Source organism: Paenibacillus sp. PL91 (assembly GCF_012935325.2).
Taxonomy (GTDB): domain Bacteria; phylum Bacillota; class Bacilli; order Paenibacillales; family Paenibacillaceae; genus Pristimantibacillus.
Genome location: NZ_JABBYG020000001.1, coordinates 55,575 through 68,899, shown reverse-complemented (window position 1 = coordinate 68,899; position 13,325 = coordinate 55,575). Strand labels below are relative to the sequence as shown.

Here is a 13,325-nt window from a genome sequence, read left to right as displayed (position 1 = left end):
CTTTTTTGACAAAACCATGAACAAATCCAAAATTAGCTGGACAAATACTGTTTTAAGACTCGCTCGGACTCCGCCTTCACAAAGCCCCACAGCATAAAAAATCGGTGATGGTAGCCCCTGCAAACATATTCGGCATGCAAGCCATCCGTTTCTCGCTTCTCCTCGTACACTTTAATGCCCATCTCTCTAAACTGCCTGCGGATCGCAGCGAGCTCAAGCAGCACCCGATCCTGCATGCCGCGCAGCATAGAATCGTAAAACCGCGGGAGCTTAATAGCAGAAGTGCCGATCACTCGTATATCATGATCCAAAATACGCATAACGATTCCAAGCAGCACGTATCGCTTCACCAGCTCGAGCTCTTCCTCGGTCTGTATCGGCGGATGCGATGCCGTTCTGACTTTGCCGCGGGCTTCTTTCTCATTAGCGGCCATTGCCACCCCTCCAAATAGGAACATCTGTTCTTATTATAGCCAGGGACTACGAATTCATGCAAGTCCATTTAAGTCAATCCAATATTTACTTACTTCTTATTCTTAAGCACTTCAATTATTTTGCGTAGCTTCTCGGGGAGTGGAAGCCCAATCCGTCCGTAATTTTCCGTTACCGAAATCAGCTCGTTGGCAATATAAAAATAGATGGCGGCACCCATCGTCGCATTGTTCAGTTCAAGCAATACATCGATTCGATGCGTTAATAAAATAACGAGGAGCATTAATCCTTTTCGCGCCAATCCCCATGATCCAAAAACGCTGTTCAAGCCTTTCCCCTCTTTGATGGATGCAGTAATGCCAGAAATATAATCGATGCCCATCGCAACGACTAGTAAGGTAAGAGACTCCATCCAGCCTCCGAAAGCAAACGTTATCGCCGCACCTGCCAGACCGCTAATCGAACAAAACCATGTTTGGGGCATGATCCCACCTCTCCTTCATTCTACGTACCATATGATATGCATCGATGACAAAGGTTGTCCGTCTTCACAATGATCGGCAAGCCGCATACTGCGAAAAAGGCTATTCGTTTGAATCATTTTCATATTGGAAAATGCTAGAAAAGATAGTATGGTGGATAAAGCAATATTTGAAACGAGGGTGACTGGCATGCAGCTGTTTTTGAAACTTACGATCAAGCTTCTACGTTTGAACCATTACTTTGTCGTTTTTGCAACGCTATTGCTCGTACTCGTCAGCTCTACGATTGCGTTCCTGCTTGAGCCCGGCACCTTCGGCCATTGGTTTAATGCTCTCTGGTGGGTAATGACCACGGTAGCAACGGTTGGTTATGGCGATTATTTCCCTAAGACAGTGCCTGGCAAGGTGCTTGCTATGCTGCTCTATGTGTTTGGAATTGGTCTGCTCAGCTTATTAATCGGAAAAATTATCGATTCGATTGCTGAACTTCAGCGAAGAAGAGAAGGTGGAAAATTGAAATTTCAAGGTCAAGGGCATATTATCGTCATTAATTGGAGTAAAAAAGCGCAGCTGGCGGTTGAGGATTTGCTCGACTCGGATTCTAAAGCAGCTATCATAATTATCGATAACAGCGATAAGCACCCGTTCGATATTCCGAGGGTACACTTTGTGAGCGGCGATCCGACATCGGTTGACGTGCTGGAGCAGGCTAATCTTCAAAAAGCACGCTCGGCGATTATATTTGCCGATCCGCGCATCGACGACACCTCGCTAATCGACGGCAAATCGCTGCTCATCGCATCCAGCATTGAACAGGCTGCCCCCTCTGTGCATACGACGGTAGAAATCGTACTGGAGAAGCATATTGTTAATTTCCGGCATGTACAGGTAAATGATTTTATTTTATCGCATGATGCCGTATCCAGGCTGGCTGTGCGGTCCGCTTTAATGGAAGGCAATGTCGATATCTTCATGCAGCTGCTCAGCAGAAAATATGGAGAAGACGTATTCGAGATCGCCGTTGACCCGAGTTGGTCCACTTACGACGACGCCTTCCAAGCGCTGCTGCGCAAAGGGGCGACCCTTATTGCCGACCGTGCTGACATGAGCATTAACCGCAAGCTGGATACGCCTATTCCGGCTGATGCCCGATTATTCGTGATTTCAAATGACGAGACCATCTCGAAGATTAGATCTGAGAAGCGATAGTTCATGCGAATGGTTCGCGATTTCATACGGAATGCTCCAACCGTAGTTCGAGCATTCCGCTAACGATATATTACGTTGGCCTTTATAAATGCAAAAGGAACCATCGCTGTAATTCGCGTGATTCCTTCGGTGTTTCTTATTTAGTTTGGCTTGCTTCTCCTGCAGCGTAGGTGTTCGTTTGATCGTTGGAACGACGCCTTGCCAGCTGCCTCGCAGTACATCCGGCGTTATGCGCCCCTGCTGCGCCAGCTTCTGTCTAGCTTTTTTTGCCTTGCTTATGGACATGATTTTGCCCTCCTAGAAAATATTGTAGAAAAACGTTACTTCGTAAACCTTAGCTCACTCCTACTATTATAAGCGCTTAGCCTTCATTATGAAAGCCGCTTAACTCTTTTCCAACATAGAAAATTCCTTCCGCAGCAGCGAAAATACAAGAAGCTCAACGAACATCCCTTTCTCGATCTCATATTCCTTTACATCGCCTGCCTGCTTGAATCCAAGCTTGGTCAGCAGACCAATCGAGGCATCGTTTGCCGGATCTACCTTCGCTTCGATGCCGTATAATTTTATGCTGTTGAAGCCAAAGGCTATTATCGGCGCCGCTACCTCACTCATAATGCCTTTGCGCCAATGGCTCGGAGCCAGATCATAACCGATATCGGTACGGGCATATTCCTTCAAATAATGCAAGAAACCACAAGTTCCGATCACTTTGCCTGTGCTCTTCTCCTCGATTAGCCATCTAATTCCGATTTGCTGAGCAAAAATCTCCCTATGCCAGTTCATTTCCTGCCATGCTTCTGCCTCTTCAGTGAAAGGCAATAGCGGAGTATATTTTACGACGTCCTCATTCGAATAAAGCTCAAACAAATCCTTCGTATCGCGCTCCTCCGTCTTGCGCAAAATAAACCGTTCCGTTTCCATCCGAGGAAACACTTGAAATGAGTATGATAGTGCCATCCACCCAGCCCCTTTATTCATAAAAACACATAACCGGCATGCTTTCAAAATAGCCGGAGTTAAATCGAGGCACCTTGAATAACAGCCTGCAGCAGCCCGGGAAAACGCAAATTCAAATCGTCAAGGCGCAGCGTCAAAAAATGCTGGGTGCCTTGCTTGCGAACGTTAAGCACACCCGCCTCACGCAAAGTACGAACATGATGTGTCATTGTAGACTTTACGACAGGAAAATCAAAGTGGCCACAGGGCTGCTCGCCGCTCTTCATGATATCGATGACAATGCTGAGCCGGATAGGATCGCTTAATGCATAGAGCACGGAAGTAAGCTCAATATCATCGCGATTGGGATGAAATAATATTTTCACACAAATTCATTCCTCTCTGATCAAGCATTATTGCTTGATATTAAAGATCATGCTATATTCTCATAGTACGATAATAATCGAACAATGAAAACAATAAATAAAATACAAATATTCCCTATGGAGGTACCATGAGAAACGCTGCAACGATTACTGCCCCACCACAATCCGCTGAGGCAAGGCCCGCCTTTCGAGACGGCCTCGTTATCCCTCTGCTTGGCTTAACCGTCATTTTAGTCATTATGAATACGATGATGTTCAATTTGGCTCTTCCGCAAGTAACGCAGGAATTTACGCTTTCCTCCTCCGCTGCTTCATGGATCATAACCGGCTATTCCATCGTCTTTGCCATTTCATCCATAACCTACAGCAGGTTGTCCGACTTTGTTCCCATTCGATTATTGCTCACAATCGGATTAATTGCCATGGGCGGCGCGTCCGTGCTAGGTTATTTTAGCCATCATTATATTTTGCTGCTTGTCGCTCGGCTCCTACAGGCTTCAGGAGCAGGCTCCGTGCTTAGCTTGACGATCGTCCTGATTACGAGATTCATTCCACTCGACAGGCGCGGCAAATCGATGGCGCTTATTACTTCCGCTGCATCGCTTGGACTTGGGCTTGGACCCGTAATCGGCGGGGCGATCACGCAATATTTGGGCTGGAACGATCTGTTTATCGTAACCGGCATCTCGCTGCTCTTTATTCCTGTCTTCTACCGACTGCTCCCAGATGAAGCTGTAAGCAAAGGCACCTTCGACGTCTTGGGCGCCTCGCTTGTCGGAATCGGATCAACCGGTGTGCTATTGTATTTGACGAACCATTTTTGGATTGCGCTAATTGGCGGTATAACCGCGCTTGTATTATTTTGGCTTCGCATTAACCGCGCGGCAAATCCTTTTGTACAGCCATCTTTGTTCCGAAATAAAAGATATATACGCCTTATCACGCTTGGCATCGTCTCATATATTAACAATTTTGCAACGCTGTTCTTGCTGCCGCAGGTGCTTATTCACTTATACGGGCTGACGCCCGGTCAAGCCGGCCTAATCATTTTTCCAGGCGCGCTCGTCGCCATGCTGTCTTCGAACCGAATTGGCAAAATCATCGATCGCTTCGGCAACAGTCTGCTGCTTCGTCTCACGCCTTTGCCGTTGCTTCTCGCAGCTGTTTCTTTTGCTTTGTTTGCAGATCGTTCCTTCTATGTCGTTATGATTATTTATATAGTGATGAGCGTCGGCTTTTCTGCTTTAAATTCGAGCGTTTCCAACGAGCTGTCGCGCATATTGCCAGGCGAGCATGTTGGCGCAGGAATGGGCTTATTCCAGCTATCGCAATTCATTAGCGGCGCTTTCAGTGTCGCGATTAGCGGCATCGTGCTGGCCTCGCAAAGCGCGATTCCACTTAGCCGCGCATTTTCGAATATTTTTTGGGGCATGGCTGCAATCGCTCTATTTGCCATAGCAGCCTCTTGGCTATACTACTCATCGTCAAGGCAGCCGCTTGGGGAACACAACCCGCAATAGGCTACCGCATATGCTTCAGCGCTTCCCTCCTGCTTAACGGGGAGAGCGCCGTTTCGTTCACGAACCGATGCACGATGGATGCATCGGTTTTTGCATACTCCCGCAGCACCCAGCCAATCGCCTTGCGAATAAAAAAGTCGTTCTCATCCTTTGTTCGGCGTATGTAGTCAAACAACCGCTCCGTATCGGTATGATGCTTGTATTTGAGCTGAAACAAGAGCGCCGTTCGGCGCAGCCACAGGTTGTCCGACATAATCCAGCGCTCTGCATAATCTGCTATTAAATCCGGATACTTCGACAGATGATAGCCAACGAGATGCGCCGCTATGAAATCAACCGTGTCCCACCACGAGTGGGTCGTCACCCAACGCTCCAGCCTATCGATATGCGCTGGCGCTGCCTCTTTGCTGTATTTCTCAAGCAGCCCCATCGCGACATAATGGAATTCACGCTCATTCAGCAGCCACAGCTGCTCCGCTGTTTGCAGAAGCTCCTCGCCCTTCGGCTTTTCGTTATGCTTCCAGAACTCTCGCAGCAGCAGCGTCCGCTCCGGTGTTTTAATACCGAGAAATACGAATTGGCCGCGCATATATGCCTCCATCGGATCTGCCTTTTCTGGGCTCGCATGCTCCCTAAATTGCGCTTCTAGCGCCTTTGCAATCGCAGTCATAGGTTAGCAGCTCCTTTTCCTTGAACGATAACATAAAGCAGCCCCAACCATCAATGACGGTCAGGGCTGCAATGTTGCTTTTATTCCGATTAGGCAGTATTAAACCGCCTCATCATGCAAATATCTGTAAAACGGTTTATCTACCCAGAATTGAATCGGCGTAACATTCACGTTTGGATCAATGGCTTTCAAGCCTGCAATAACCTTCGCGGAATCTTCGTTAAGCGAGAACGGATTTACCGTATACGGGCTATCCGGGTCCGAAATAAAGTTGTTTGTAATCACTTCATAGTCCTTCAATTCCGTTTGTGAATAGTACAGCGGCTGCCACCATGATTCAATGATCAAACCCGTTTGGTCAGCCTTGTCTTTTTTCGCATACGTTAAAATAACATCCTGGAAAGCGGCTTTATCCGCCGCATTCGCGAACTCAAAGGCAAGATCATACTCTTTGGCGTAAGAGATGTAGTTGCCATTTTCAATTTGAACAACATTTGGTCCTGGCGTGCCCCACTCCGCTAAAAAGATAAAGGCAGATGTTTTTGGCTCAAATTGCACCTTTGCGTTTAAACCTTCACTGCGAAGCAGGCCAATCAGCTGAATCGCATGATTGAAATCGGAATGTCCGTAAATGAGGGACAAGGAATCCACAAAATTAGCGTTGAAACGCGAGTCCTTGATGTTGTAGCCAGTAATCAAATCCTGCCTCAGCGCCGTATTTACAAGCGTCTGCAGCTTAGGAGCATCAATAATATCCGATGTATGGTATGCATTGTTCAGCTTCGCGTAAATATCGCCATCGTTAACATATCCGATATATTTTTTGTAAAGTCCTTTTGTAATCAATACTTTGCCGAGCAGCGTGTTGATCAATTGCTCGCCAGCCGCATTTTTTGGCTTAAAGCTGGAATACAAGTCTGCTGTCAGCAGGCCTGTATCAACGGCAGCAGCTGCCTCTTGAGCCCCTTTTGTGCCAAGCGCGCTGCTTTTTACGTTCAGCTTCGTCAAAGCTTTATTAACTTTAGCAGCCGGGTATGTATACGCAAGCTCTTTCAGATCTGCCGCTCTAACCGCAATCGATACCGCTACGGCATTCGTTAGCGCCTGTTCGCCCTGAATGGCCGGTCCTGACAAAATCCCTTTCTCATACAAAGCCGCAGCTGCCGTATACAATTCGCTGTCTGGCTTTACATCGGAGAAGGCTACTTCTTTGCCCGACGGCTTGTAGCCGAGGATATCTGCTACCGCCTCAATGAAGTCGCCTTTGGTCACTTTGCCCGAGAGACTGACATCAAATTTTTCTTTCAAAAACAGCTTATATTGTGCTGCGCCATCCTCCTGCTGTGTTGCTGATGCATCAGGTGATGCGGCAAAAGCTGTTGATTGTGTGAAGATGATAGAGAAGGACAAGAGAAGTGCTACTAGCAATTTGGAGTACGATGACTGCGTTTTTCTCATGAACATTACCTCCCGTTAATTAATTCCGATAGTTTTAATCGGAAATATGTAATGTTCCATAGTATACCAATTGAAAAACAATAGTGTCAATACATTTATTTAAAGCCGAAAAACGATGCGCAATCGTTTTTCGGCTTATTTTAATTTCCTTATGAGCTTAGAGACTTTAATTCCTGTACTGCCGTCACCACCCGCTTATCCGGATATTCTACATCGATAACATCATAAAGAACAATATTCGATATGTGATACCTGTTGTGTGCTTCGACACCTGCTGTTGCTGTTTTTTTCTCAAAATCCTTTATTCCTTTTTCAGCTTCTCTGCTGGAGCGATAGACATACAGGCTAATTAACTGGCCATTAAAAATAAATCGTTCAGGCAAAACACCATTATATGCTCGTGAAAAGACAGCATTTGGATTGGATTCCGTTTCTTCTATGAGCAGAATGCCATGCTTACTGAATACCTCTTTTACCTGTGCTGACGTTATGTTATTTTCGGCGTTTGTACATCCCGTTGCTACAAAACAAGTGACGATTGCGATAATCACCATTAACCTCAAAAAACCCGCCCCCTTCTTTCAATAATAACGAGTAAAAGAGGCAGTAAGTTCCAACGGAGTGCATCGCTACACGATATTGGTTTTACGAAATTCGGCTATAAATCCATCAAGCCAGTTTTCCGAATAATCAATAGCGCCATTATCGCTAGGGATAAAAGCAACATCCAGGCTCATCACCCAAAATCTACGAGCAATAACAAAAAGCTCAATCGCCTTTTCATCCTGCTCCGAGAACGTTCGAATGGAACGGTATCCTGCCATTAGAGCATGCCAAAGCTGTTCCTTTGTCTCTTCTTGCTGCCGTTTCCTCGCGCGGACTTGAGCAAGATCATAAGCCCGCCAGCCCTTAGCGGACCATTCAAAGTCGAGATGGGTAAAATGCCCGGATTGTTCCATGGCGTTATTATTCCCATGCATATCGCCGTGACAGATTCCAAAGTCCAGACCTTGATTGGCTGCATCAACGATACGATCTTTCAACGCTTGAGCGAATGGTTGTAGAAAGGATGCCGCCTCATGATTATCGCCAATGTAGTTCACAATGCGTTCCAATGGCTGATCAATGAGAAAGTCGCAATCCAAAACATAGCGGGGCTGCTCTAAATTCACTTGATCCATAGCTTCATGCAGCTGAGCAGCAGACTGACCAAATGCATAGCAGGATTTCTCATCATGAAGCCCATTCTCCTTGCCTTGAATAAACCGAAAAAGGACAGCAACCCTTTTTCCTTCCGCAGCTTCAATTACGGTATAAAAATGATTGTCTTTTTTAGCAATCGGCTCTGCTACACTCGTGTGCTCGGAACCCAAAAGCACCTTTAGTTGATTTAACAAGGATAGCTCATAAGAAACATCCTGTTCTTTTATCTCATGGCGATAAACGCGAAGAATATAGTACCCTTTCGAAGTTCGAACCCGATAGGTATCGTTTAATCCTCGCAGCCAAAACAAGCATTCGCTCCACTGTCCAATATCATATTGTTCGCTTAAACAATATTGCAAATAGTTGTGATCTAATACGGACCGCAAAGCAGTTGGTTGAGTGTACATTAGGTTTCCCCTTACCTTTTTAGCATCATCATATAGCAGTCTATACCCCAAATAAAGGTAAAAATCTTCTATAAGCAACTATCCGCTAGATGATTATTTAAATATTTCTGTTCAGCTTCAGCTCAAACTGAGGTTTCGTTACATATTCCATATAGGCTATTTTCCCACAAAAATCCAAATACGCCTGATAGCGGGTGCGGATGGCGGGAGCAGTAATTTGATCAAGCACTTGATCCTTAGCGAACCAGAGGCTTTCTGATGTCTCCTCCGATGTCCACAATTGTCCGCCTACCGGCTTGCATACATAGTCAAGCATAACTTTGGTCGGTACGTCCGTTACACCGTCATGCCATTTATGTATCGCAGTGTTGGAATATACGCCAATCAAGTGTGAGACTACGGTGTCTATCCCGCTCTCCTCTTTTATTTCTCTGCTTAATGCATCTATTAGATTTTCACCGACCTCCACTTGCCCGCCAGGAAATACCCAACCGCCATGCTGTGTTTTCACCAAAAGAATGTTCCCTTGCGAATCCTCCACGATTCCGCCTACAGCCACAATATGTGTCGGCATTGCCATAGTCATTACCTCCTTACACAGATGTTATAAAGCTATATTTCAAATGGACATTTCGGAAAATATTTTGTTTAAAATCTCTTTGAATCAATCCTTCCTAAAATGTCTGCTCGACAGTGGTGTTATTGGATGGGCTTCCAATTATTTTTCACGAAGAGCACAGCCATGACGAGCAGGAATAGTCCCCCTAAATAAAGCAAACCTTTTTTCCAGCTAAAACGATTCCCTTCATATTCCCCCTCGTAGTTTGCCCGCAAATATGATTCGTCGCTTATTTTTATCGCTATCGCCTCGTTAATGTCAATGCCATGGACCGCGAAGTATTCCGTGCCCTTCGGATACGAGTTGGAGAAATTGCCGGAGTATGTACCCTCCTCATCCGAATAGGAAGTAACCTTGCCGACCTTGTCACCAATTTGTTCCGGTTCCACATGGACTTCCGAGAGAACATAGATCTTTCCGTCATTTACGACAAAAGAGTAGGCCCAACTCGCTTGAACCGGATTTACAGCCATAAAAGCGCCAGCCAACAAGCAAACAACCACCAACAGCAAAGATTTTCTCATGCGATCCCCCCTCCAAATTACGAACTCAAACATGGGTTTTTCTATAATTTGAGCAGCACTTCTAGGCATCAATATTCCAGCCCACGTTTGCGCATGTCGATTGAGCAGCGACACACAGCGGCGCCATCGTGCTTCCTCGTTCCAGATAAATAATAGACGCCATTATTGGCAAAAAGTTACAATCGGATCGTTTGATCCCCTTATCTTTTGGGTACATACATAGAAACAATGATAAGAGGTGGACAAGCATGAATGAATTCGAGAAGGATGCAGACGGTGCTGTGAAGAAGGGCAATCGGGATCATCCCGAGCAATATCCGACGGAGAAGGAAAGCTTGTTCGACAAGTTTAAGAGCGAGCAGACGGTTGATCCGATTCCCGTGGAAGACTTGAAGCTTCAGGTGCAGGATGAGAAGAACAAGGAAGAGACCAAACACAAATCATCCAGCGCAAATAAGTATGAGTGACGCCTTATGAGACTAATAAAGAGTACGCTGGATTTCTCATTGCTACTAAGAAGCGCCATTTTTTGAACGGAAATATACACAAAAAAACGAGCACTTAGAATCACTTCTAAGGCTCGTTTTGCGTATTAGGAGTTGTATTCGAATCCTCTGATCTCTACTTTCCCTCAAACCATTGCCTTTGAAAAGAAATAACAGGAAAAAGTCCATCTTCTTTTGAGGCGGCGATTGACCATTTAACTGGAAAACCTCCCGCTAAAAGGAGCAATTTCACACCAAGTAGGTAAAAGATTAAAAATTAACAGGAGAAAATCCATCTAAACACGATTTTCGCTTGAAATGTTTAGAAATAACAGGAGCTTTTCCCGTTAATCCTACTGGTTTGTCAATCAATCTGCTTCGTCAAGCTTGCTGCTTCTGTGACTATAATGCCCTACATCGACGCTGTCACATCCTCCGCTCGCCTGTTTGGACGAAATACGAAGCCGAGCATTGCGAAAATGAGGAATGTAGCGCCCAAAAACAGAAAGTTTATGGAATCTGATATATAGCGTATGCCATAACCGCCGAGAGTCGGCCCCATGATGCTGCCAAGGCTGAAGTGGATCGAGGCGATCACATTCGCCGCTGGCAGTATAGAGCGAGGCAATATATCCGCGGCATAGGCAAGTCCAAGCGAATAGAACGATCCGACCACCCCTCCGGCAATGACGAATAGTACGATTAGCCATGCCACATTGTCCCCAGCAGCAGGTATCGCGAAGAAAGCTAGCGATCCGATTATACCGCAGGCAATGAGCACCGGCTTACGCCCAATTCGGTCGCTCATGATGCCAAGCGGCAGCTGCAGGATCAAGCTCCCAACTCCGAAAGCCAATAGCAGCAGCGAGATCCAGTGCTGGCTTAAATCGATACGCAAGCCGTACAGCGGGAAGCTGCTGTTCATGGAAGCTTCCATCAAGCCATACAGGAAGCCCGGTATAAGCACAAACCACGCCATGCGATAGGTTCTGACGAACCGATTTTCGGCCGCAGCGCCTCTTGCAGCTCGCTCTGGCATCTCATTTTTCATCCGCAGAACTAGCAGAAGAACCGTGGCAAAAAATAGGCAGGAAACAACAAACGGAACCGCTCTCCCAAGCGGAAGAAGATTAATGCCTAGCGGCCCTATGCTGAAGCCAAGACCGTATGCCATACCGTATAGAGAAATAAATCTCCCTCTCCGATCGGCAGGGCTTGAGCTCACGATCCATAGCTGGGTCGCATAATGCAGCGAGCTGTCGCCTACGCCGACAAGCAAACGCAGGACGAACCATATAGCTAGCGACTCTGTAAATGGGAAGAGCAGGCTTGCAAGCGTTACTAGCGCGATCCCTGCTACGATAACTTTTTTGTAACCAAACCGCATGACCGGCTTCTCCACAAAAAACATCGTACAAAAAATTCCGATATACATGGCAGCCGAGTTAATACCGTTCATATCCGTTGAGATGCCGGAATCCTCCAGCATGATAGACAGCAGCGGCAGCAGCAGCCCTTGACTCATGCCTGCGACTACGACGACCAGAAGCAAAGTAATTAAACGAAAACGAAAAGAAACGGATTCTTTAGAAATAACACTTGATGACAAACCTTTTGCACTCTCCTTGAATAATCATTGTCCTATTTTCCCCCTTACACATTGTATACTTGGCGGCAATGGCTGACAACCGCCTTTCATTGCCAGATTGCTCGCAAAGCCCCAGTACTGCCGTTTATAACGCTTTGACGAAAGTAACCCTATGGAAATCCGTTCTAAAGAAATCGTTCTCAAAATTCATCATTTCAAAGCCAATGCCGCGATAAAAAGAAAGCGTCTCTTCATTCCCAGCATGGCCCAATGTATAGAGAATCACTTGGTTCATGCCCAGCTCGCTTATTTTGCTGCAAATATGATCGATCAACACTCTTCCGATCCCTTGCCGCTGATTTTTTTGAGACACCGCCACTCCAACAATCTCATATAGCGCCAGCTCTTCGTTCAATAAATATCCAGCATGCCCCACTACATCACCCGAATTTGCTAAAGCGACGTAGTAGCCGCACTGCTTGTTATTTTGTACCGTCAAAAAAGCTTGCCAACGCTCGGGATACTTTTCAATAATAAAAGGGGGAAACTGCAGCGGATGCCCCGCCATCATATGTTCGACATGAAGTTGGTCGTGTTTCTCCAATAAACGGATATGCATTGAATAACCCCCAGCAACATTATTTTCGCAAAAATCGTATCAGCTTCTCGCAGCAGTATAGTAGGGATAATCCATCTTCTCTTGTATTTTTCTTGCTATCTCACTGCTCGTAAGCGTTTCTACGACATACAGGCCCAGATCAATGGAAGCCGATACTCCTCCGCCCGTAAACACATTCCCGTCCCTCACGTAACGCGCCTTCACTACTTCCGAGCAATAAGGTGCGAGCAATTCGTAAGCCGAAGGATTTGTTGTCGCTTTCCGCTCATGCAAATAACCCGCAGCACCCAAAATCAATGCTCCAGTACAAACAGACACCTTATACTCCACATTTTGCGCAGTATGAATCCATGCCATAAATTCCGTATCATATCGAAGCTGCCTTGTCGAAAAGCCGCCCGGGATAAATAGTAAATCATAGTCTGACAGGTCAGGAAGAACCCGGTCTATCTTCATAGTCAGTCCACGATCATCCGTAATCTGCTCTTTGTTCGAGCAGAAATCCCATGACATCTTTTCTTTCGCATTCAATATCCCCATCCACGTTACCGCTTCATAAAAACCGGCAAAATCCAGCGTAGTCATCTGATCAAACAAAATAAATGCGATCCTCATACCTGAACACCTGACCCTTCACCATCGTTAAAATAAAAAAAAGCACTTGATCGAAGATCAAATACTTTGCCCAGGCGTACGGCGATATGAATATGCGCTCCCTCGTGGTTGTCCACGTTTACGCCAGTTGCGCATACCAGATATTCACTTTATTGTATGAGGAATA

Annotated in this window: 17 protein-coding genes and 1 riboswitch; of the genes, 3 read left to right on the top strand and 14 right to left on the bottom strand. The window is 46.0% G+C overall.

The window, feature by feature from the left end; translation table 11 throughout:
* Positions 1-32: 32 nt before the first annotated feature.
* The gene (locus HI950_RS00335; protein ID WP_169082109.1) at positions 33-434 is read right to left on the bottom strand and encodes a YhjD family protein; all 402 of its coding nucleotides are present in this window, start codon (positions 432-434) and stop codon (positions 33-35) included.
* Between the two features lie 89 nt (positions 435-523).
* Positions 524-916: a phage holin family protein gene (locus HI950_RS00330; protein ID WP_169082110.1), complete on the bottom strand. Its 393-nt coding sequence runs from the start codon at positions 914-916 to the stop codon at positions 524-526.
* Between the two features lie 187 nt (positions 917-1,103).
* Between HI950_RS00330 and HI950_RS00325 the strand changes: the two genes are divergently transcribed.
* On the top strand, positions 1,104-2,123 hold the full coding sequence (locus HI950_RS00325; protein WP_169082111.1) for a potassium channel family protein: 1,020 nt from the start codon (positions 1,104-1,106) through the stop codon (positions 2,121-2,123).
* On the opposite strand, the gene HI950_RS00320 is transcribed toward HI950_RS00325, so the two are convergent.
* The 3 genes from HI950_RS00320 to HI950_RS00310 all read right to left on the bottom strand — a co-directional run bounded on the left by HI950_RS00320 (position 2,079) and on the right by HI950_RS00310 (position 3,448).
* Positions 2,079-2,408, bottom strand: coding sequence for a hypothetical protein (locus HI950_RS00320; RefSeq protein ID WP_169082112.1), 330 nt, complete (start codon positions 2,406-2,408; stop codon positions 2,079-2,081). The genes HI950_RS00325 and HI950_RS00320 overlap by 45 nt on opposite strands.
* Positions 2,409-2,507: 99 nt before the next feature.
* Positions 2,508-3,083, bottom strand: coding sequence for a GNAT family N-acetyltransferase (locus HI950_RS00315; protein WP_169082113.1), 576 nt, complete (start codon positions 3,081-3,083; stop codon positions 2,508-2,510).
* A gap of 59 nt (positions 3,084-3,142) precedes the next feature.
* A complete protein-coding gene (locus tag HI950_RS00310; RefSeq protein WP_169082114.1) occupies positions 3,143-3,448 on the bottom strand; it encodes an ArsR/SmtB family transcription factor in 306 nt (101 codons plus the stop codon).
* 128 nt (positions 3,449-3,576) lie between these two features.
* Here HI950_RS00310 and HI950_RS00305 point away from each other — a divergent pair, with 128 nt between their 5' ends.
* Complete coding sequence (locus HI950_RS00305) at positions 3,577-4,968, top strand: MFS transporter (RefSeq protein WP_169082115.1); 1,392 nt, start codon at positions 3,577-3,579, stop codon at positions 4,966-4,968.
* Between the two features lies 1 nt (position 4,969).
* Here HI950_RS00305 and HI950_RS00300 read toward each other — a convergent pair whose 3' ends face one another.
* From HI950_RS00300 to HI950_RS00275, 6 genes are all read right to left on the bottom strand, one after another.
* Complete coding sequence (locus tag HI950_RS00300) at positions 4,970-5,638, bottom strand: DNA alkylation repair protein (RefSeq protein WP_169082116.1); 669 nt, start codon at positions 5,636-5,638, stop codon at positions 4,970-4,972.
* 99 nt (positions 5,639-5,737) lie between these two features.
* Positions 5,738-7,096, bottom strand: a complete 1,359-nt coding sequence (locus HI950_RS00295; protein WP_169082117.1) for a hypothetical protein — start codon at positions 7,094-7,096, stop codon at positions 5,738-5,740.
* A 149-nt stretch (positions 7,097-7,245) separates the two neighbouring features.
* The gene (locus HI950_RS00290; RefSeq protein ID WP_169082118.1) at positions 7,246-7,659 is read right to left on the bottom strand and encodes a hypothetical protein; all 414 of its coding nucleotides are present in this window, start codon (positions 7,657-7,659) and stop codon (positions 7,246-7,248) included.
* Between the two features lie 66 nt (positions 7,660-7,725).
* Positions 7,726-8,709 (bottom strand): phosphotransferase, encoded by a 984-nt coding sequence (locus HI950_RS00285; RefSeq protein ID WP_169082119.1) that lies wholly within the window; start codon positions 8,707-8,709, stop codon positions 7,726-7,728.
* 97 nt (positions 8,710-8,806) lie between these two features.
* Entirely contained in the window at positions 8,807-9,289 is a 483-nt protein-coding gene (locus HI950_RS00280) for an NUDIX hydrolase (RefSeq protein WP_169082120.1), read from the bottom strand.
* A gap of 119 nt (positions 9,290-9,408) precedes the next feature.
* A complete protein-coding gene (locus HI950_RS00275; protein WP_223285057.1) occupies positions 9,409-9,852 on the bottom strand; it encodes a hypothetical protein in 444 nt (147 codons plus the stop codon).
* A gap of 248 nt (positions 9,853-10,100) precedes the next feature.
* On the opposite strand from HI950_RS00275, the gene HI950_RS00270 reads away from it, so the two are divergent.
* Entirely contained in the window at positions 10,101-10,319 is a 219-nt protein-coding gene (locus HI950_RS00270) for a hypothetical protein (protein WP_169082121.1), read from the top strand.
* Between the two features lie 430 nt (positions 10,320-10,749).
* Here the strand turns inward: HI950_RS00270 and HI950_RS00265 are convergent, their stop codons facing one another.
* The 3 genes from HI950_RS00265 to HI950_RS00255 form a co-directional block, all read right to left on the bottom strand.
* On the bottom strand, positions 10,750-11,946 hold the full coding sequence (locus HI950_RS00265; protein WP_223285056.1) for an MFS transporter: 1,197 nt from the start codon (positions 11,944-11,946) through the stop codon (positions 10,750-10,752).
* A 124-nt stretch (positions 11,947-12,070) separates the two neighbouring features.
* Positions 12,071-12,544, bottom strand: a complete 474-nt coding sequence (locus tag HI950_RS00260) for a GNAT family N-acetyltransferase (RefSeq protein WP_169082122.1) — start codon at positions 12,542-12,544, stop codon at positions 12,071-12,073.
* Positions 12,545-12,583: 39 nt separating this feature from the next.
* Positions 12,584-13,159: a DJ-1/PfpI family protein gene (locus HI950_RS00255; RefSeq protein WP_169082123.1), complete on the bottom strand. Its 576-nt coding sequence runs from the start codon at positions 13,157-13,159 to the stop codon at positions 12,584-12,586.
* Positions 13,160-13,220: 61 nt separating this feature from the next.
* A riboswitch (ZMP/ZTP riboswitch) is annotated at positions 13,221-13,300 on the bottom strand.
* Positions 13,301-13,325 lie beyond the last annotated feature (25 nt).